Here is a 19,065-nt window from a genome sequence, read left to right as displayed (position 1 = left end):
CTATTCGGCGGCCGTCTTGAGCTGGAAACCGCGCTCCAGCATGTCGGCGGGCTCGACGGGGTATTCGCCGGAGAAGCAGGCATCGCAATATTGCGGCGCTGCGGGATCGCGACCCTTCTCCTCACCCACGGCGCGATAGAGGCCGTTCAGGGAGATGAAGCGCAATGAATCGACACCCAGATGCGCGCACATCTCGTCCTCGGTCATGTGGCTGGCGAGAAGCTTGTCCCGCTCCGGCGTGTCGACGCCGTAGAAGCAGGGCCAGGAGGTCGGCGGCGAGGCGATGCGGAAATGAACTTCCTTCGCGCCGGCATCGAGGATCATTTCCTTGATCTTGCGGCTGGTGGTGCCGCGGACCACGGAATCGTCCACGAGGATCACACGCTTGCCGGCGATCAGCGCGCGGTTGACGTTGAGCTTGAGGCGCACGCCCATGTTCCGGATCTGCTCGGTCGGCTCGATGAAGGTCCGGCCCACGTACTGGTTGCGGACGATCCCCATCGCGTAGGGAATGCCGCTCTCCTGGCTGAATCCGATCGCCGCCGGGGTGCCGCTGTCGGGGACGGGGCAGACGAGGTCCGCGTCCACCGGCGCCTCGCGGGCCAGCTCCACGCCGATCTGCCGGCGTGTCTCGTAGACCGAGCGTCCCCCGAGGATCGAATCGGGACGGGAGAAGTAAACGTGCTCGAAGATGCAGAATCGCGGCTTCTTCGGCTCGAAGGGATGGTAGCTCTGCACGCCCTCGGCGGTCACCACGACCATTTCCCCGGGCTCGACCTCGCGCACGAACTCGGCGCCGATGATGTCGAGTGCGCAGGTCTCTGAGGAGAGCGCCCATCCATCCCCGACCTTCCCGAGGACGAGCGGGCGCACGCCGAGAGGATCGCGCACGCCGATCAGCTTGGTGCGGGTCATGGCGACGACGGAAAAGGCGCCCTCAACCCGGCGGAGCGCGTCCTTCATCCGCTCGGGGATGTCGCGCTGCAGGCTGCGGGCCATCAGGTGAACGATGCACTCGCTGTCAGAGGAGGACTGGAAGATCGAGCCGCGGTCGATGAGCTCGCGGCGAAGCGCGGCGGCATTGGTGATGTTGCCGTTATGGGCGATGGCGGCGCCGCCCATGGAGAACTCCCCGAAGAACGGCTGCACGTCGCGGATCTGCGTCGCGCCCTTGGAGCCCGTGGTGGAGTAGCGCACATGGCCGATGGCGATGGTGCCGGGCAGCGTCTCCATCAGGCTGGCGGAGGTGAAGTTGTCCCGCACGTAGCCGAATCGCCTGGCGGAGGTGAAGCCCTCTGCCTGATCGTAGGCGACGATGCCGCCGGCCTCCTGCCCCCTGTGCTGGAGGGCGTGAAGGCCGAGGGCGGTGAAGTTCGCCGCCTCGCCGACGCCGACTACGCCGAAAACGCCGCATTCCTCGCGGAGCTTGTCGTCGTCGAACGGGTGGGACGGTGGCAGCTTCCCGGCTTCGGGATCGGAAGCCTGGGTCGCGGGGATATCGGTCATGGGAGTCGAATCCGGCAGCGGGAGGGCACGGCCCTGATAGGGCCTGAGCCGGGGTATGTCATCCCCCCGTCATAAGGCCCGCTACACGTCATGGCGAGCGGGCCCCGGTCTGGATCAGCCTTCGATGCTTTCACCGGGCCCCGTCAGGACATTACCGCCCCCGGTCTCGCTCGGCGGAACTCCGCAGGACGTGTCCATCAGCGTCTCGAAGCGACCCGTCAGCCACGCGAGCGCGTCTTCCTGGTCGGTGATCTCACCGGTCACGCGGGCGCCGGCCGATTCGAACAATGCCGCGGAGCGGCTGTTCTCGACCATCGCCACGCCTTCGCCACCGACGACGAAGTCGTAGATCACGAGCGCGATGATGACGAGCAGGACACCCCTCGCCACGCCGAAGAGGAAACCGAGGCCCTGGTCGATCACGTTCAGCGCCGAGCGCTGCACGAGGGAGGAGAAGAGCGGCGTGAAAAGGGCAAAGACGACGAGCGCGATGGCGAAGACCGCGGCGAAGGCCGCCAGCGTCGAGGCCGCGCAATTGTCGAGGATCTCGCCCACATACGGGATCTCTCCGACGAGAGGCTCCGCCGCCGGGGCGAAGACGTAGGCGAGGATCGCCGCGCCGACCCACCCCGCGATGGCGAGCGCCTCGCGGACGAAGCCGCGCGAATATGCCAGGATCGCGGAGAAGACGATGACGACCGCCACCCCCGCATCGACCAGAGTAAAGCCTTCCATGGCCCTCGCTTTCATGCCTTCGACTGTACGGCCGTCGCCTTGCCGAACGAATGCTACCCGGCGCCGAACATGCTTCCGGCGAAGGCGGCAAGATCGGGGACCGACCGCAGCGTTACGCCGGTTCCTTCGGCCGCTTTCGACCGCTCCGGCAACGCCGCCTGGGAAAAACCAAGTTTCTGCGCCTCTTTCAACCTGTTTTCGGTCTGGGAGACCGGGCGCAGGGCGCCGCTGAGACTAATCTCGCCGAAGACCACCATATCGGCGGGCAGAGCGGCGTCTTCCCGCGCGGACAGAAGCGCCGCCGCGACGGCGAGGTCCGCGGCGGGCTCCGAGATGCGAAGGCCGCCGGCGACGTTGAGATAGACGTCGAGCCCGGTGAAGGGCAGGCCCACCCGTGCCTCCATCACCGCGAGGATCATCGCAAGCCGGGCCCCGTCCCAGCCGACGACGGCGCGGCGGGCCTGGGAATGCGGGCTGGGTGCGACGAGGGCCTGGATCTCCACGAGCACAGGCCGCGTGCCTTCGATCCCGGCGAAGACGGAGGAGCCGGGCGCGCGCTCCTCCCGGCCCGACAGGAAGAGCGCGGACGGGTTCTGCACCTCGGCCAGGCCGCCGCCCGTCATCTCGAAGACGCCGATCTCGTCGGCCGGCCCGAACCGGTTCTTCACCGAGCGCAGGATGCGGAACTGATGGCCCCGCTCGCCCTCGAAGTAGAGCACGGTATCGACCATGTGCTCGACGACGCGGGGGCCGGCGATCTGCCCCTCCTTGGTGACGTGGCCGACGAGCACGACGGCCGAGCCCCGCCGCTTGGCGAACCCGGCGAGCTCGTGCGCGGCGCTCCTGACCTGGCTGACGGAGCCGGGCGCCGACCCGACGGCATCCGACCACATGGTCTGGATGGAATCGATGATGACGAGATCGGGGCGCTCCGCGTCGAGCATGGTAAGGATGCCGGTTAGGTCCGTCTCCGCTGCGAGCTGGACGTTCGCCTGACCGAGGCCGAGGCGGCCCGCGCGCATCCGCACCTGCGCCGAGGCCTCCTCCCCCGAGACGTAGACGCATTTGAGGCCGGAGCCCGCGAAGGCCGCGGCGGCCTGGAGGAGGAGCGTCGACTTGCCGATGCCGGGATCGCCGCCGACCAGTATCGCGGAGCCGGGCACGAGGCCGCCGCCGAGCACCCTGTCCAGTTCGCCGATGCCGCTGAGGGTCCGCGGCGGCGGCGCTTCGGTGGAGGACAGGTCCGACAGAATTGCTGCACGGTGGGAGCGTGGCAGGCGCACTCCGCCCGGCCCCGGCGCGGCGGGCGCTTCCTCGTGGATGGAGTTCCACGCACCGCAGGCATCGCAGCGCCCGGACCACTTGGCATGAACCGCGCCACATTCGGCGCAGACGTAGACGGGACCGGCCTTGGCCATGTCAGCGAATTCCTTCCCGGACCACTGAGAATGCCAGCGAGACGGGCACGCCGGCGGTGAAGAGCCAGGGCCCCCACGCCATCACCGGGCGTCCCGCCCGCCAATGGATTGCAGAAGACCCGTGCAAGGGAACGGCTCCCGGAGAGCCGGAGGGAGCACGAAAGGGAACGGGTTTGCCCGGAGCGCGAGCGCCTGCGCCCTGCCCCGCCCGCGCGCCTCTGGCGACGTTGTCACGCTCAGATCGTGGCGTTCGTGGCACCGCCGTCGAGCAGGATGTTCTGCCCCACGATGAAGCCCGCATGCGCCGAGCAGAGGAAGGCACAGGCCGAGCCGAACTCGGCGGGCGTGCCGTAGCGCTTCGCCGGAATGCCAGCTTCCCGCCGGGCGCGGGCCTCCGCCATGCTGATGCCCTCGGATTTCGACACCCCGGTGTCGAGGCCGGTGGCGCGGTCGGTATCGTGGATGCCGGGCAGCAGGTTGTTGATCGTCACGCCCTTCTCGGCCACCTGTCGCGCGGTCCCGGCGACGAAGCCCGTGAGGCCGGCGCGGGCGGAGTTCGACAGGCCGAGAACCGGGATCGGAGCCTTCACCGATTGCGAGGTGATGTTCACGACGCGTCCCCAGCCCCGCTCCATCATTCCCGGCAGGCAGGCCTGCATCAGCGCGATGGGCGCGAGCATGTTGGCGTCGAGCGCGGCGATGAAATCCTCCCGCGACCAGTCCGACCACAATCCGGGCGGCGGCCCGCCGGCATTGGTGACGAGGATGTCCACATCGCCCGCCGCGGCCAGCACCTTCGCGCGGCCCGCCTCCTCGCTGATATCCGCGGCAATTGCCGTGACGGTGACGCCATGTTCGGAGCGGATCGCCTCGGCCGTCGCCTCCAGTGCCTCTGCCCCGCGGGCATTGAGGACGAGGTTCACTCCCGCCGCGGCGAGCGCCTCGGCGCAGCCGCGCCCCAGCCCCTTCGAGGATGCCGTGACCAGCGCCGTTTTGCCCTTGATGCCCAGATCCATGTCGCCCGCCTCTTTTCGCACCCGTCGTGTTCGGCGAACGTCCTAACATCTGACAGGCCTGCCGAAAAGTCGTACCCTTGCCTCAATGGAGCCATGCGCCGGTCCAGACTCGTGTGGCATGAAACTTCGGAAGGGACCCGTGCGTCGCTCATGAGGCCGGACCCACACCAGCAGAAGAGCCGCACCCGAGATGGACGAGGACGACACGACAGCAAGCTACGGATGCCACGTCTACGAGGCGGAGGCGTTCCGTGTCGTCGGAGGCGCCAATCTCGGCGATCATCTGCTCGGTCCGGATGAGATCGAGCCGGGGGATGTCTATCGCCTCTGTCCCGGCGCCACGCTTCGTGAGCTTTCGGTCGCCGGTGCGGGCGGACGCGCCGTGATGGGACGGCGCGAGGGCGTTCACCGCGTTGCCGAAGGGTCCGGGATCGGGCGCGCCGGCCAGCCGCTCCGCGCCGTTGCCAGGGCCACCTTCCTCGGTCCGCAGGGGCACAAGGCGGACGTCCTGCTGATCGAGATCGGGGGGCAGCGCCGCGCCCTCTACGCCGCGCTTCCGATCGACCCGCTGGAGCCCGGTTTCGATCACACGCTCGTCTCGGTCGATCCCGACCCCGGCGACGTCCGCCTCGCCGACGTCACCTCCGTCGCCTTCGCACGCGGCACGGAGATCACGATGGCCGACGGGCGGCAGATGCCGGTGGAGCGCCTGTCCGCCGGGGACCGCATCCTGACACGGGACCACGGGCCGCAGCCGATCCGCCATATCCTCCACCGCACCGTCCGCGCCGCCGGCCCCCATGCCCCGGTCGTGATCGCGAGGGACACTCTGGGGAACGCGGCGGATCTGATCGTGAGCCAACATCAGCGCCTCTTCATCTACCAGCGGGGACAGGACCGGGTGACGCCCACGGCGGAAATGCTGGTGCGCGCTGGCTATCTCGCCGATGGCGAGCGCATTTTCGTGCGCCCCGGTAACTTCGTCGATTATTTCACTCTGATTCTCGACCGGCACGAGATCATCTATGCCGAGTGCATCCCCGCCGAGAGCCTCGAGGTCAGCCCGGCCACCCTGGCCACCCTTGCCGAGGATGTGGCCCGCGAGGTGGGCGAACGCCTGCCCGAGGTGGCACACGATCCGCATTTCGGGACCGAGGCCGACCCCGCCCGCGCCGCCGCTGCGATGGAGCGCATGATCCACCGCCGTCGCGGCTGACGCGCCCTCGCCCGCGCCCGCGGCCCCTTTCAGAGAATCATTGCCCGGATCGCGTAGGCCACCACGGTGATCACGATCACGCCGGCGAGCCACAGCCCGGCGAACCATGCCAGCCGCGACCAGAGCGGGCGTGGGCGGCGCGGCTCAGTGATAGCCCTGCTCCGGATCGAGCTTCCCGCGGAACACCCAGTAGGCATAGGCGGTATAGGCGAGGATGATCGGCACGAGCACGATCGCGCCCACGAACATGAAGGCCTGGCTTTTCTGCGGGCTCGCCGCGTCCCAGATCGTGACTTCGCCGGGCACCACGTCCGGCCAGATCGACAGACCGAGGCCGAGGAAGCACAGCAGGAACAGCAGTAGCGTCAGGACGAGCGGCAGCCAGTCCCGCCCGTGGGCGAAGAGCGAGCGGCCGAGCAGGAGCGTGATCAGCCCCACAGCGATCGGCACCGGCGCCGTCGCGATCATGTTCGGCCAGCCGAACCAGCGCAGCCAGTAGGACGCCTCGAGAAACGGTGTTGCGAGCGACACCGCGACGATGAAGAAGACCGTAATCAGCGCCAGTATCCGCGCGATCCGGCGGACGCGGTGCTGCACGTCCCCCTCGAGCTTCATGTTCAGCCAGCAGGCGCCGAGGAGCGCATAGCCGGCCATGACCGAGAAGCCGGTGAGGATCGAGAACGGCGTCAGCCAGTCCCACCACCCACCGGCATATTGGCGGCCCTCGACCTCGATGCCCTGGAGGATCGCCCCGAGCGCGATCCCTTGCGCGAACGACGCGAGCGCCGAGCCTCCGATGAAGGCGCCGTCCCAAGCCTTCTCGGCCAGGCGGGAGGACGCGCGCCAGCGATACTCGAACGCGACACCCCGGAAGACCAGCGCCAGCAGCATGGCGATCATCGGCGGGTAGAGCGCCGGCATCAGGATCGCGTAGGCGAGCGGAAAGGCCGCGAAGAGGCCGCCGCCGCCGAGGACGAGCCATGTCTCGTTGCCGTCCCAGACCGGCGCGACCGTGTTCATCAGGAGGTCCCGGTCCTTCTTCTCGGGGAAGAAGGGGTAGAGGATGCCGATGCCGAGATCGAACCCGTCGAGGACCACGTAGACGTAGATCGCGAAGGCCAGGAGAAGCGCCCAGGCGATCGTGAGGTCGAAGCTGACGAAAAGGCCGTCCATGTCCGCCTCCTATTCCGCGGGCTTCTGTACGGCGGAGGTGTCCTGCTCCTGCGCCGCCGGCGTGATGCCGGAGGTCCGGATGGGGCCCGGCTCAACCCGCACGCCGCGCTCGTCCGGCTCGGGCGGCCGCGACATCAGCCGCAGGATGTAGAGCGCCCCCGCTCCGAAGACGGTGAAATAGATCACGATGAAGGCGATGAGGGACGTGCCGACGGCCTGGGCGCCGAGCGGCGACACGCTGTCCGCCGTTCGCAGCAGACCGTAGACCGTGTAGGGCTGCCGTCCGACCTCCGTCGTCATCCAGCCGGCCGTCACCGCGACGAACCCCGAAGGGGCCATCAGAAGGGCGCCGCGATGAAGCCAGCGCTGCGTGTAGAGCGTGCCGCGCCAGCGTGCCCAGAGGGACCACAGCCCGATGCCCAGCATCGCCATCCCGATGGCGATCATCACGCGGAAGGTCCAGAACACGATCGCGACGGGCGGCTCCTCGTCATCGGGAATGGTGTCCAGGCCGGCGAGAGGCGCGTCCCAGTCGTGTTTCAGGATGAGCGAGGACAGGTTCGGGATTTCCACCGCGTAGCGCATCTCGCCCGCCTCCTGGTCCGGCAGGCCGAAGAGGATCAGCGGCGCGCCGTCCGGGTGGCTCTCGAAATGCCCCTCCATCGCCATGACCTTGGCCGGCTGATGCTCCAGCGTGTTCAGCCCGTGCGCATCGCCGAGGAAGATCTGCACGGGCGCGACCAGGGCCGCCATCCACATCGACATGGAGAACATGATCCGCACGGCCCGGTTCACCCGGTGCCCGCGCAAGAGGTGGAACGCCCCGACCCCGCCGACGACGAAGGCGGTGGTGAGATAGGCGGCCGTCAGCGAATGGGCGAGGCGATAGGGGAAGGAGGGATTGAAGATGACCTCGAACCAGTCCTCCGGCAGGAACTGTCCGGTGTCGCCGATGATGTAGCCTTGAGGCGTGTGCATCCAGGAGTTCACCGAGATGATCCAGGAGGCGGAGATCGCGGTGCCGACGGCGACCATCAGGCAGGCGAACATGTGCAGCCCGTCCCCCACCTTCTCGCGCCCGAAGAGCATGATCCCGAGGAACCCCGCCTCGAGGAAGAAGGCCGTCAGCACCTCGTAGGCCATGAGAGGGCCGAGGACGGGACCGGTCAGGTCCGCATAGGCCGACCAGTTGGTTCCGAACTGGTAGGACATGACGATCCCCGAGACGACGCCCATGGCGAAGGAAATCGCGAAGATCTTCAGCCAGTACTTGAAGAGCGCGAGATAGGCCGGGTCCCGCCGCCTGAGCCAGAGCGCGTTGAGAACGGCGAGATAGGAGGCGAGGCCGATCGAGAAGGCGGGAAAGATGAAATGGAAGGCGACGGTGAACCCGAACTGGATTCGCGCCAGCAAGACCGCGTCGAAGCCGAGGAAGGTGTCCATGCCGCATTCTCCGTCGAAGCGCGTGCAGGATGCAGGGATCTGCCCCGCGCGCCGCGTCATGGCTCCCAAGATAGGGAGAAACGGTCCTGCGTCTGCCCCCAGGCGGCGCGTCACGCGGTCGCGCGGCGGACCCGCCACGAAAAACGCCGCGCGGGGATCGTCTCCCCACGCGGCGCGGCACTCGTCAGAAAAGCGCTCGAGCGGTCTTACATCGGCGGCGTCAGGACCGCGTCGATGACATGGATGACGCCGTTCGACTGCTCGACATCGGCCACGATCACGGTGGCGACGGTGCCGTTCTCATCGGTGAGCGTGATCTCGTCGCCCGACATCTCGGCCGTCAGGGTGCAGCCGCCCACGGTCGGGACCGGATGCGCTCCGCCATCGTCTGCGATCATGCCGGCAATCGCGCCGGACATCGCGTCGGCCTCGACAACGTGGCAGCCGAGCACGGTCTGCAGCATCTCCTGATTTTCGTCCATCATCAGGGTCTCGACGGTGCCTTCGGGCAGAGCGGCGAAGGCCTCATCCGTGGGCGCAAAGACGGTGAAGGGGCCGCTGCCGGTCAGCAGGTCGCCCAGCTCGGCTTGCTGCACGGCGGCCACGAGCGTGGTGTGGATCGGCGAATTCATCGCGTTTTCCACGATGTTCAGCTTGGCGGACATTTCCGCCCCGCCGACGGTCGGATTGTCCTGGGCCATGGCGGCGCCGGTGCCGAGAGCGACTGTGGTGGCGGCGGCGATGAAGAAGGAGGTACGCATGAAATGATGTTCCCTGTCGTTGGCGTCCCGCCGGATTGTCCCGGTGGGCTATGTTCGAATCCACGCGTGCCGCGATGGAAAAGTTTCACTCAAGGGCGCGGCGGCGCAAAATCATGTCTCGAAGGCCCGAACCGGCCCGGACGCGCCGGGCAGGATCCGCGTGCCGGCAAGCTGCACCAGAGGGAGTGCTGGGCAAAGCGACGCGGGCAATCTACCTAGAACACCGCCGGGATCTGACACCGGCGTCACGCGAGAAGCCGAATGAACGCCAGACCCGGCCACGAGGCCGTTCGCGATGCCGTCGTGACCCACGGCGTGGTCAGCGCCCGCCCGGAGGATCTGCTCACCGGGTCCGGATGGCGCGTTGCCTGGGCGGTGGTGCATGAAGCGGTGCTCCGGCTCTGGAGCGACGACGCCTTCGGCCTCGCCGGCAATGTCGCCTTCCGCATGCTGCTCGCGGTCTTTCCCTTTCTGATCTTCACCAGTTCGCTCACCGCCTTCATCGGCGACCGCACCATGGCCGACGACCTGATCCAATTCCTGATTGCGATCGTGCCGCCGGCGCTGGTCGATCCGATCGTGGGCGAGGTCGAGAAAGTCATGACGATCCAGCGCGGCGGGGTCCTCAGCATCGGTATCCTGCTGACGATCTGGTTCGCCGTGGGCGGGGTGGACGGTGTGCGCGTCGGCCTCAACCGCGCCTATGGCGTTCGGGAGACACGCTCGGCCGTCATGGTCTACACCGTGATGTCCGCCTTCGTGCTGCTGTCAGGTCTCGTCCTGACGCTGGTGGGATATCTCGTTGTCCTCGCGCCGCGAGCGGGATCGCTCCTTCACCAGCTCTTTCCCGCCTTCGACCCCTCCTCGATCTCGATGGGCCTCGTTCGATATCCGGCGGCGGGCCTGATCCTGCTCATCTCCCTCTTCGCGGCCCATGTCTTCCTGCCGGCGCGGCGCACCCGCTTTTCCAGCATCTGGCCCGGAGTGATCTTCACCATTGCGGCGTGGAGCATCCTGACGGCGGTCTTTACCTTCTATCTCTCGAGCTTCGCGGCCTATGCCAGCTACTATGCCGGCCTCGCCGGCATCATCGCCGCCCTCTACTTCATGTACCTCGCCGCCCTGATCCTGATCTTCGGAGGGGAGCTGAACCGCGCCATCCGCATCCGCCGCCTGGCACGGGCCATGCGCGGCAAGACCGGGGATGGCGAGAAGGACGGGACATGACCGCGGCACGCGCCGGACGCCTAGCCGATGCGGGACTAGCCGACCCGCGATCCGGAGACCGCGGATAAGGTCCCTGCGAAACGGTCCGGCGTGCGGTGCCGGCCCGCGGAAGGAGCAGCCGGACGAGCCCGGCTCCCGCTCAGAGCTCCGCGAAGGTCGCCGTGCCGAGGATTTCCCCCGTCGGGGCTCCGGTCTGCGATCCGCCGATCGGCTCTTCCGAGATCGCGAAGGTGCTGCCGGCGAACCCCGCGCCGAGATCAGCCGGCAGAAAGAGATCCGCGCGCGGCGCCGGCGGCAGAAGTCCGAGGGAGACGGGCGCGTTCTCCCCCTCGATCACCCACATCTCGTAGGACACCTGCGGCCCCGGATCGGCGCGCAGCCGCTCGACGGTCAGGACGTTGCGATCCTCGTCGTAGGAGGCGACGACATGCACCGGGGTCTCGGCCGTGCCGAGTTCCGCCGAGAACTCGAAATGCGCACCCCGGTCCATCGAGCTGGGCACCGCGAGCCAGATCGCTCCGGCCGCGGCCGCCGTCACGACAAGTCCGCCGAGCGTCTGCCAGAACCGCGTGACCGTCCGTCGCGGACGGGTCTCGAAGAGGCGGGCGTGGATTTTCCGGCGCACCGAACGCGGCGGCTTGACGGGCTCGATCTCCTCCTCGGCCAGAAGCGCGAAACGCTCCTGCCAGAAGGCGAGAAGTGACTGCAACGCGGGTTCCGCGCGCATCCTGCTGCTGAAGGTCCGCGCCTCATCGGGGGGCAGGAGGCCGAGCGCGTATTCCCCGGCGGTCGCGGCGTCCCCGCGTCCGTCCGGGCCGCCCGGCCCCGCTCCGTAGATGTCGGCGGCGTCGCTCATCGCGTCAGACAATCCTTCAGTTTCAAAAGGCTCCGGCGGAGCCAGGTTCGCATCGTGTTCAGCGGCACGCCGTGCCGCTCGGCAAGCACCTGGTAGGTGTCGCCGTCGAGATAGGCGCCCCGAACCGCGGCCGAGCGGTCCTCGGGCAATTCGGCCAGGCACCCGTCGAGCCGGGAGCGCTCGCCGGAGGCAATCGCTTCGGCCTCCGGGCCGGGACGCGTTTCGGCGACCTGAAGACCCTCCTCGTCCAGCGGCGCCACTCCTCCCGCCGCCTGTGTCCGGCGCAGCCGGTCGATGGCATGGTTGCGGGCGATGGCGATGAGCCACGACATCGGGCTCGCCCCGCCGGGAGTGAACCGGTCCGCACCGTGCCACACCTTTACGAAGATGTCCTGAAGCGCGTCTTCTGCCGTGCCCCTGTCCTTCAAGATACGGAGAGCCACGCCGAATAGTTTCGCGCTGGTGGCGTCGTAAAGTTCGCCGAAAGCCGCGCGGTCGCCAAGCGCGGTCCGCGCGATCAGCGCCTCGATATCCTCACGTGTTCTCGTCATGCGGCGAAAAGCGGTCCCCCCGCGGCCATCTCGGGGCCGGGTTGCGTTTTCACGATTTGTGCCCGTTCGGCGCCCCGGGGGCAAGCCTTGCTGCGGCGTGTCCAGACCAAGGGGGGCCTTCCACTTGCCCCGCCCTGCGATATGTTGCATCCGACCCGCAAGGCGCGAACGGCAGCTTCTGCGGCCCCACGCGCGGCATACGAAAGGACACCATCGTCATGGCAGACGGCAGCGTCGACCGGCCCGCCCGGCCCACCGAGGACATTTCGGTTCGCGAAGTCTTCGGGCTCGATACCGACATGATCGTGAAAGGCTTCGCCGAGCCCACGGATCGCGTTCCCGAAGCCGACGAGACCTACAAGTTCGACGCCGATACCACGCTGGCGATCCTTGCAGGCTTCTCCCACAACCGCCGCGTCATGATCCAGGGCTACCACGGCACCGGCAAGTCCACCCATATCGAACAGGTGGCCAACCGGCTGAACTGGCCCTGCGTGCGCGTCAACCTCGACAGCCACATCTCCCGCATCGACCTCATCGGCAAGGATGCGATCAAGCTGCGGGACGGGATGCAGGTCACCGAGTTCCAGGAGGGCATCCTGCCCTGGGCGCTGCGCAACCCCTGTGCCATCGTGTTCGACGAGTACGATGCGGGGCGCGCCGACGTGATGTTCGTCATCCAGCGCGTCCTGGAGCGAGACGGCAAGCTGACCCTGCTCGATCAGAACGAGGTGATCACGCCGCATCCGTCGTTCCGCCTCTTCGCGACGTCCAACACGGTGGGCCTCGGGGACACGACGGGCCTCTATCACGGCACCCAGCAGATCAACCAGGGCCAGATGGACCGCTGGTCCCTCGTCGCGACGCTGAACTATCTCGAGCACGATGCCGAGGTCGCGATCGCCCTGAGCAAGGCGCCGCATTACAACACCGCGGAGGGACGCCAGACCGTCAGCCAGATGGTCACCGTGGCCGATCTGACCCGGACGGCGTTCATGAACGGCGAGCTGTCCACCGTGATGAGCCCGCGGACGGTCATCGCCTGGGCGCAGAATGCGGAGATATTCAAGTCGGTCGGCTATGCCTTCCGCCTGACGTTCCTGAACAAGTGCGACGAGCTGGAGCGTCAGACGGTCGCCGAGTTCTACCAGCGGTGCTTCGACGAGGAACTGCCGGAGAGTGCCGTGTCCCTGAGCCTGAAGTGAGCGTTCGGCTGGCCGCCCTGGCGGCCATCCTGGGGATCCTCACGGGACCGGCGGCGCGAGGCGAGACCGCCGACGCGCCGCTCGAGCTCGCGCGGGGTCTCTCCGCTTGCTACGGCCTCTACGCTGCCCACGTCATCCTGTTGCAGCAGACCGGGCAGGAGATCGAGCGCGGCGCGTGGATGCGGCTGAAGCCGGTGGAGGAGCGGCTGCACGCCGTCATGCCCGTGGCCCGGCAGAGCGGCTTCACGCTGAAGGAGGCCAGCGCCATCGCCAAGGCCACCCGCGGTGCCGCGCTGTCCCACCTGCACAGGCTTCTCGACGATCCGGCCCATCGCGCCTCCTCGCGCTGGCTGATGGAGCACGGCCGTGCCTGCAACGCACGGCTCACGGACGACTGAAGGGCGACGCCGCCGCCCTCCCGCGCGCCGATCTCCGGCCAGCGGTGCCACGAAAAAGAGGGCGCCCGCTTACGGACGCCCCCCTGATCCTCTTCGGACCTTTTGCGGTCAGCGGTTGGTGCGGCCGCCCTCTTCCATCAGGCGCTCGATGAACGCCTCGGGGCTGATGCCCGCCGGCAGCACAATGATCGAGCCGCCGGAGCGCGCCGCGACATTGCCGCCCGCGCCCTCGCCCGCTGCCTCGCCGGAGCTTCCGGATTGCGATCCGCTCCGGCCCATGGCCCCTGCGTCGCCGGCCCCGTAGCCCTGCGAACCGCGATCCATGTCTCCCCGGGTCATGTAATCCCGGTCCATGCCGCCCCGCCTCATGTCGCCGCGCCGGTTCTCACCGCCGTCGCCGCCATACATCTCGCCGCCATACATCCCGCTGCCGCGCCTGTCGCGATCCCACGGCGCGCGATCGTTACGGTCCGAGCGGTAATCGGATCCGCGATCCATGCCGTAATCGTTCCTGAGGCGGTCGCGGCGTTCGATCATGTCCTGACGCCGTTGCAGCCTCTGCATCTCACGGGAGAATTCCTCCCGCGCCTCGACGACACCCCGGAGGTAGCCCTGCCGGTAGCCGCGCTCGAAGATGTCCCGGCTGAAGCTCTCGAGGTCGAGCATCACCGTCTGACCGGCAGCACTGCCATCCATCTCGCCGTTCATGGAATAGGTGCCGTCGGTGGCCGGCGCATCACCGTCCATCTCGGTCCCTGCGATAGCGGGATCGTTGCCCGCTTCCGCCGCCCCGGACATATCGTTCGAGGACGTTCCCGTCATGCCGGTCGTCGTGGAGGCGGGTCCCGTCATCGTGCCGGGCGCCGGAGCTTCGGACGCGGCTCCGCTGTCCCCGGAGTAGTCGGTGCCGTCGGAGGTGTCATCGCCGGACATTCCGTCCGCATCGTCACCGCCGGTACCCGCGTCGTTCTGCGGTTCCGCATCGCCATCGCTGTTCGTATCCGCGTCCGCGTCCGCGTCCGAAGGTGCGGCGCTCGTGTCGCCACCGGATTCCGTCCCCGTCGAGGCGGCGGGCGGGGTCGTGCCGGTGGTCGTGCTATCTGTATCGCTGCCCTCGCCGCCGGACGTCTGCGCCGTGGCGGGCAGTGCCGCCATCAGGGCGATTGCCGAGATCGCGACGGGGCGTGTGAAACGCGTCATGGGATAGTGCATGTGATCCTCCTCCAACGTCATCGAGCGACCCTCTCGCGGCCACTCCACGACAGTCACAACCCGAAACGGGGGGAGGTGTGTTCCGAAACGGGCGCCACAGGTTTGACGGCGCGCCGGAACGCCGCCTCCCGCTGGCATCGCCGGCGCAATCGGCCTAGTGTCCCGCTGGTCAGAATCCGGGGGAGTTGCGCCCATGGCGAAGTCCGACAATCCGTCCGAGCCCTTCAAGAAGGCGCTTGCCGAGGCGACGCGCGTCCTCGCCGACGCGCCCGATATCGGCGTGACCTATACGGTCGATCCGCCGGGACAGACGGCGGACAGCATCCGGCTGCCGCAGGTCTCCCGCCGGATGAAGGCCGAGGAGGTGCTGATCGCCCGCGGTACGGCCGATGCCTTCGCGCTCCGCCACCGATACCACAATGCCGCGACCCATGCCCGCTATCGCCCCACCGGGCAGATGGCGCAGGACATCTACGAGGCGATGGAAACGGCCCGCTGCGAGGCCGTCGGCGCTCGGCGGATGCCGGGCACCGCCGGCAACATCGACGCGCGGATCGGCGCTGAGGCCGAGAAGCGCGGCTACGGCGATATCCGTGAGGCGAGCGAGGCCCCCCTCGCCGCCGCGGCGGGCTACCTCGTGCGGCAACGCTCCACCGGGCGGGAGCTGCCGGCAGGCGCCAAAAACGTGCTCGAGCTCTGGCGGGAGCATCTGGAGAACTCGGCCGAAGAGACGCTCGGCGGTCTCGAAGAGGCGCTGTCCGACCAGCGCAGCTTCGCCCGTCTCGCCCGCAAGATGATCGAGGACCTGGGCTACGGGGACCAGCTCGGTGACGATCCCGACGCAGGCGAGGACGAGGACCAGTCCGGCGAGACCGAGGAGAACGACGGCCGCGACGAGGGCGGCGAGACCGAGAGCGAAGACGACGAGCAGGACGAGACCGAGGCCGCGCCCGATCAGAGCCAGGAGCCGCAGGACGACCCCTCCGAAGCCCAGGTCTCGATGGACGAACAGACCGAGAGCGAAGCCGGAGATGAGAGCGAGCTGCCCGAGGGCGAAGCGCCGATCGAGCCACCCGCCCCGCAGCCCGTGAGCGAGGCCGATCCGAGCTATGGAGTCTACGTCTCCGATTACGATGAGGAAATCGGTGCCGAGGACCTCGCCGAGCGCGTCGAGCTGGAACGCCTGCGCGCCTATCTCGATCAGCAGCTCGACCCGCTGAAAGGGGCCGTCGGACGGCTTGCGAACAAGCTCCAGCGGCGCCTTCAGGCGCAGCAGAACCGCAGCTGGGAGTTCGATCTGGAGGAAGGCACGCTCGATGCCGGCCGCCTCGCCCGCGTGGTCGCGAACCCGACGATGCCGCTGTCGTTCAAGGTCGAGAAGGATACCGAGTTCCGCGACACGGTGGTGACCCTGCTGCTCGACAATTCGGGCTCGATGCGCGGCCGCCCGATCTCCATCGCGGCGATCTGCGCCGACGTCCTGGCCCGGACCCTGGAGCGCTGCGACGTCAAGGTGGAGATCCTCGGCTTCACCACCCGCGCCTGGAAGGGTGGTCAGTCCCGCGAGCGCTGGCTGGCGGACGGTCGCCCGGCCGATCCCGGCCGGCTGAACGATCTGCGCCATATCGTTTACAAGTCCGCCGATGCGCCGTGGCGTCGGGCGCGGGACAACCTCGGCCTGATGATGAAGGAAGGGCTCCTGAAGGAGAATATCGACGGGGAGGCGCTGGAATGGGCACATCGCCGGATGCTGGGTCGCCGCGAGGCGCGCCGCATCCTCATGGTGATCTCGGACGGCGCCCCGGTCGATGACAGCACCCTGTCGGTGAACCCGGCCAACTACCTCGAGAAGCATCTGCGGGACGTCATCGCGATGATCGAGCGGCGCAAGGCGGTGGAGCTTCTGGCCATCGGCATCGGGCACGACGTCACCCGCTACTACCAGCGCGCGGTGACGATCACCGATGTCGAGCAGCTTGCGGGCGCGATGACCGAACAGCTCGCCGCCCTCTTCGACACCGACCCACGGGCCCGCGCCCGCCTCTTCGGCATTAAGAAAGCGTCCTGATCACGTGTTCCAGACCTTCGAGACCACCTCCCGCCCCGAGAACGCCCTGCCCCGCCTCGCCGCGCTCCGCGCAGAACTGGCCCGCGAAGGGCTGTCGGGGTTCCTCATCCCGCGCGCCGATGCGCATCAGGGCGAATACGTCGCCCCGCGGGACGAGCGCCTGGCCTGGCTGACCGGGTTCACCGGGTCCGCTGGCAATGCCGTCGTGCTGGAAGACACCGCGGCGGTGGTGACGGACGGGCGCTACAAGGTGCAGGTCCGGGAGCAGCTTGATGCCGGCAGCTTCGAGACCGTGATCACACCCGGCGGCAGCCTGTCCGGCTGGATCGACGCGAAACTCGGGCAGGGCGATGTGGCGGACGGCTCGGAAGCGCGGATCGGGTTCGATCCGTGGCTGCATTCCGTGTCCGAGATCGAGAAGCTGCGGAAGGCGCTGGAGCCGCGGGGCATCGCGCTGTTGCCATGGGACAATCTCGTGGACCGGATTTGGGACGATCAGCCGGAGCCGCCCATGGGGGAAATGAGCATTCACCCCCTCGATCTCGCCGGTGAGAGCCATGACGAGAAACGGGCCCGGATCGGGCGGGCTGTGGCCGCCGAGGGCGCCGCCTCCGCCGTGATCACGCTGCCCGACAGCATCGCCTGGCTTCTGAATATCCGCGGCTCGGACATCGTGCGCAACCCGGTGCCCCATGCCTTCGCGATCCTCCATGCCGGCGGCACGGTCGATCTCTTTTCTGCGTCCGGGAAGATGACCCAGCTCCTCCGGGAGCATCTGGGCGACGAGATCGCGGTTCACGCCCCGGAGGCATTCTCCGCCTGGCTCGGCGCGCTGGACGGGCCGGTCCTCGTCGATCCAGCGAGCCTGCCCGTCGCGGCCTGGGACGCGATCGGCGCGAAGATCGTCCGCGGAAGCGATCCGGTGTCCCTCCCAAAGGCCCGCAAGAACCCCGCCGAGCTGGCCGGAATGGCCGCCGCCCATGTCCGGGACGGCGCCGCAATGGCGCGGTTCCTCGCCTGGATCGACAGGGAGGCGCCGTCGGGAACGCTCACCGAGATCGCCATCGCCACAAGGCTCGAGGAGGAGCGCGCCGCCGATCCGACGCTCAGGGACATTTCCTTCGAGACCATCGTCGGCTCCGGCCCCCACGGCGCCATGCCACACTACCGCGTGAACACCGAGAGCGACCGCACCGTGATGCCGGGGGACGTTCTGCTCGTGGACAGCGGCGGGCAATATTCGGACGGTACGACGGACATCACCCGTACGGTGGCGGTGGGCGAGGTGCCCGATCGCGCCCGGCGGGCCTTCACGCTGGTCCTCAAGGGGATGATCGCGATCTCCCGCGCACGTTGGCCGAAGGGCCTTGCGGGGCGTGATCTCGACCCCCTCGCCCGCGCTGCCCTCTGGCGCGCCGGTCTCGATTTCGACCACGGAACGGGCCACGGCGTCGGCGCCTATCTCAGCGTCCACGAGGGGCCGCAGCGACTGTCCCGCACCTCCGAGGTGCCGCTCGAGACCGGCATGATCCTGTCGAACGAACCCGGCTATTACGACGAGGGTGAGTTCGGCATCCGCATCGAGAACCTCGTGTCGGTGATTCCGGCCCCTGCCCTGCCCGGAGCCGACGACCGGGAGATGCTCTCCTTCTCGACGCTCACCTTCGCGCCGATCGACCGGCGGATGATCGAGCCGGCGCTTCTGGACGCCGAGGAGAGGAGTTGGCTCGACGCCTACCATGCCGAGGTCGCGGCGAGGATCGGTCCGCTACTTGACGCTTCCGTGAGCGAATGGCTCGACGGGGCCTGCCGTCCCCTCTAAGGTTTGCGCGCATCCGGTCCGAACCGGGTCGTTCAGATTTTCAGGAAGGGCGTTTTCATGGCTGAGCACATCAAGGTTCGTCCCGCCGGCGGCACGTGGGTCGTGCGGGCGGGCGGCGCCGTGATCGCGGAAAGCGACGATGCGCTGGAACTGACCGAGGGGGACTATCCTTCGGTCATCTACTTCCCGCGCGAGGACATCGCGATGGCGTTCCTGGAGGAATCCAGCCACTCGAGCCACTGCCCCTACAAGGGCGAGGCGGGCTACTTCTCCATCATCACCAAGAGCAAGACGCTCAAGGACGCCGCGTGGACCTACGAGGCGCCGAAGGACGGCGTGACCGAGATCGCGGGCCACGTCGCCTTCTACAACTCCGCGGATGAAGTGACCGTCGAGCAGGTCTGAGACCGGCTTCGGGGACGGTCTTCGGAAGACCGCACCCCGGCCGATCCCGGGGC

17 protein-coding genes are annotated in these 19,065 nt (G+C 68.2%); 7 read left to right on the top strand and 10 right to left on the bottom strand.

Going from position 1 to position 19,065, the window contains the following annotated elements:
- From purF to RM543_RS08400, 4 genes are all read right to left on the bottom strand, one after another.
- A complete protein-coding gene (purF, locus tag RM543_RS08415) occupies positions 1-1,506 on the bottom strand; it encodes an amidophosphoribosyltransferase (RefSeq protein WP_311690518.1) in 1,506 nt (501 codons plus the stop codon).
- 114 nt (positions 1,507-1,620) lie between these two features.
- Positions 1,621-2,241, bottom strand: a complete 621-nt coding sequence (locus tag RM543_RS08410; RefSeq protein WP_311690516.1) for a CvpA family protein — start codon at positions 2,239-2,241, stop codon at positions 1,621-1,623.
- Between the two features lie 53 nt (positions 2,242-2,294).
- The gene (gene radA / locus RM543_RS08405; protein ID WP_311690514.1) at positions 2,295-3,659 is read right to left on the bottom strand and encodes a DNA repair protein RadA; all 1,365 of its coding nucleotides are present in this window, start codon (positions 3,657-3,659) and stop codon (positions 2,295-2,297) included.
- Positions 3,660-3,895: 236 nt separating this feature from the next.
- Positions 3,896-4,675 carry an SDR family oxidoreductase gene (locus RM543_RS08400; protein WP_311690512.1) on the bottom strand — a complete coding sequence of 260 codons (780 nt, stop codon included), beginning with the start codon at positions 4,673-4,675 and terminating at the stop codon, positions 3,896-3,898.
- 190 nt (positions 4,676-4,865) lie between these two features.
- Between RM543_RS08400 and RM543_RS08395 the strand changes: the two genes are divergently transcribed.
- Positions 4,866-5,891, top strand: coding sequence for a Hint domain-containing protein (locus RM543_RS08395; RefSeq protein WP_311690510.1), 1,026 nt, complete (start codon positions 4,866-4,868; stop codon positions 5,889-5,891).
- A gap of 144 nt (positions 5,892-6,035) precedes the next feature.
- Here the strand turns inward: RM543_RS08395 and cydB are convergent, their stop codons facing one another.
- The 3 genes from cydB to RM543_RS08380 all read right to left on the bottom strand — a co-directional run bounded on the left by cydB (position 6,036) and on the right by RM543_RS08380 (position 9,268).
- Positions 6,036-7,064, bottom strand: coding sequence for a cytochrome d ubiquinol oxidase subunit II (cydB, locus tag RM543_RS08390; protein WP_311690508.1), 1,029 nt, complete (start codon positions 7,062-7,064; stop codon positions 6,036-6,038).
- A 9-nt stretch (positions 7,065-7,073) separates the two neighbouring features.
- Entirely contained in the window at positions 7,074-8,507 is a 1,434-nt protein-coding gene (locus RM543_RS08385) for a cytochrome ubiquinol oxidase subunit I (RefSeq protein ID WP_311690506.1), read from the bottom strand.
- 206 nt (positions 8,508-8,713) lie between these two features.
- Entirely contained in the window at positions 8,714-9,268 is a 555-nt protein-coding gene (locus tag RM543_RS08380; protein ID WP_311690504.1) for a fasciclin domain-containing protein, read from the bottom strand.
- A 261-nt stretch (positions 9,269-9,529) separates the two neighbouring features.
- On the opposite strand from RM543_RS08380, the gene RM543_RS08375 reads away from it, so the two are divergent.
- Entirely contained in the window at positions 9,530-10,495 is a 966-nt protein-coding gene (locus RM543_RS08375; RefSeq protein ID WP_311690502.1) for a YihY/virulence factor BrkB family protein, read from the top strand.
- 139 nt (positions 10,496-10,634) lie between these two features.
- Here the strand turns inward: RM543_RS08375 and RM543_RS08370 are convergent, their stop codons facing one another.
- Together RM543_RS08370 and RM543_RS08365 are read right to left on the bottom strand one after the other, a co-directional pair.
- Complete coding sequence (locus RM543_RS08370; protein ID WP_311690500.1) at positions 10,635-11,351, bottom strand: anti-sigma factor; 717 nt, start codon at positions 11,349-11,351, stop codon at positions 10,635-10,637.
- Positions 11,348-11,902 (bottom strand): sigma-70 family RNA polymerase sigma factor, encoded by a 555-nt coding sequence (locus tag RM543_RS08365; RefSeq protein ID WP_311690498.1) that lies wholly within the window; start codon positions 11,900-11,902, stop codon positions 11,348-11,350. Before RM543_RS08365 ends, RM543_RS08370 begins: the two co-directional genes overlap by 4 nt.
- Positions 11,903-12,120: 218 nt before the next feature.
- Here RM543_RS08365 and cobS point away from each other — a divergent pair, with 218 nt between their 5' ends.
- Together cobS and RM543_RS08355 are read left to right on the top strand one after the other, a co-directional pair.
- Entirely contained in the window at positions 12,121-13,107 is a 987-nt protein-coding gene (gene cobS / locus RM543_RS08360; RefSeq protein WP_311690496.1) for a cobaltochelatase subunit CobS, read from the top strand.
- Positions 13,104-13,505: a hypothetical protein gene (locus tag RM543_RS08355; RefSeq protein WP_311690494.1), complete on the top strand. Its 402-nt coding sequence runs from the start codon at positions 13,104-13,106 to the stop codon at positions 13,503-13,505. The genes cobS and RM543_RS08355 overlap by 4 nt, the downstream gene beginning before the upstream one ends.
- Before the next feature lie 108 nt (positions 13,506-13,613).
- Here RM543_RS08355 and RM543_RS08350 read toward each other — a convergent pair whose 3' ends face one another.
- Entirely contained in the window at positions 13,614-14,705 is a 1,092-nt protein-coding gene (locus RM543_RS08350) for a hypothetical protein (protein WP_311690492.1), read from the bottom strand.
- 205 nt (positions 14,706-14,910) lie between these two features.
- On the opposite strand from RM543_RS08350, the gene cobT reads away from it, so the two are divergent.
- Genes cobT through RM543_RS08335 form a run of 3 tightly spaced genes read left to right on the top strand, consistent with a single transcriptional unit; the run spans position 14,911 to position 19,012 of the window.
- Positions 14,911-16,785, top strand: coding sequence for a cobaltochelatase subunit CobT (cobT, locus tag RM543_RS08345; protein WP_311690490.1), 1,875 nt, complete (start codon positions 14,911-14,913; stop codon positions 16,783-16,785).
- Between the two features lie 4 nt (positions 16,786-16,789).
- The gene (locus RM543_RS08340; RefSeq protein ID WP_311690488.1) at positions 16,790-18,607 is read left to right on the top strand and encodes an aminopeptidase P family protein; all 1,818 of its coding nucleotides are present in this window, start codon (positions 16,790-16,792) and stop codon (positions 18,605-18,607) included.
- A gap of 57 nt (positions 18,608-18,664) precedes the next feature.
- A complete protein-coding gene (locus RM543_RS08335) occupies positions 18,665-19,012 on the top strand; it encodes a DUF427 domain-containing protein (protein WP_311690486.1) in 348 nt (115 codons plus the stop codon).
- Positions 19,013-19,065: the final 53 nt, after the last annotated feature.

Origin of the sequence: Tropicimonas omnivorans, from assembly GCF_031846565.1 — a bacterium.
Taxonomy (GTDB): domain Bacteria; phylum Pseudomonadota; class Alphaproteobacteria; order Rhodobacterales; family Rhodobacteraceae; genus Tropicimonas_B; species Tropicimonas_B omnivorans.
This window is presented reverse-complemented; position numbering and strand designations above follow the sequence as displayed.

Coding starts and splice junctions, on each gene's coding strand:
- RM543_RS08400 (WP_311690512.1), bottom strand. CDS start 4,675: ATGGATCTGGGCATCAAGGGCAAAACGGCGCTGGTCACGGCATCCTCG.
- RM543_RS08380 (WP_311690504.1), bottom strand. CDS start 9,268: ATGCGTACCTCCTTCTTCATCGCCGCCGCCACCACAGTCGCTCTCGGC.
- RM543_RS08395 (WP_311690510.1), top strand. CDS start 4,866: ATGGACGAGGACGACACGACAGCAAGCTACGGATGCCACGTCTACGAG.
- cobT (WP_311690490.1), top strand. CDS start 14,911: ATGGCGAAGTCCGACAATCCGTCCGAGCCCTTCAAGAAGGCGCTTGCC.
- RM543_RS08350 (WP_311690492.1), bottom strand. CDS start 14,705: ATGACGCGTTTCACACGCCCCGTCGCGATCTCGGCAATCGCCCTGATG.
- radA (WP_311690514.1), bottom strand. CDS start 3,659: ATGGCCAAGGCCGGTCCCGTCTACGTCTGCGCCGAATGTGGCGCGGTT.
- cydB (WP_311690508.1), bottom strand. CDS start 7,064: ATGGACGGCCTTTTCGTCAGCTTCGACCTCACGATCGCCTGGGCGCTT.
- RM543_RS08385 (WP_311690506.1), bottom strand. CDS start 8,507: ATGGACACCTTCCTCGGCTTCGACGCGGTCTTGCTGGCGCGAATCCAG.
- RM543_RS08410 (WP_311690516.1), bottom strand. CDS start 2,241: ATGGAAGGCTTTACTCTGGTCGATGCGGGGGTGGCGGTCGTCATCGTC.
- cobS (WP_311690496.1), top strand. CDS start 12,121: ATGGCAGACGGCAGCGTCGACCGGCCCGCCCGGCCCACCGAGGACATT.
- RM543_RS08365 (WP_311690498.1), bottom strand. CDS start 11,902: ATGACGAGAACACGTGAGGATATCGAGGCGCTGATCGCGCGGACCGCG.
- RM543_RS08335 (WP_311690486.1), top strand. CDS start 18,665: ATGGCTGAGCACATCAAGGTTCGTCCCGCCGGCGGCACGTGGGTCGTG.
- RM543_RS08375 (WP_311690502.1), top strand. CDS start 9,530: ATGAACGCCAGACCCGGCCACGAGGCCGTTCGCGATGCCGTCGTGACC.
- purF (WP_311690518.1), bottom strand. CDS start 1,506: ATGACCGATATCCCCGCGACCCAGGCTTCCGATCCCGAAGCCGGGAAG.
- RM543_RS08370 (WP_311690500.1), bottom strand. CDS start 11,351: ATGAGCGACGCCGCCGACATCTACGGAGCGGGGCCGGGCGGCCCGGAC.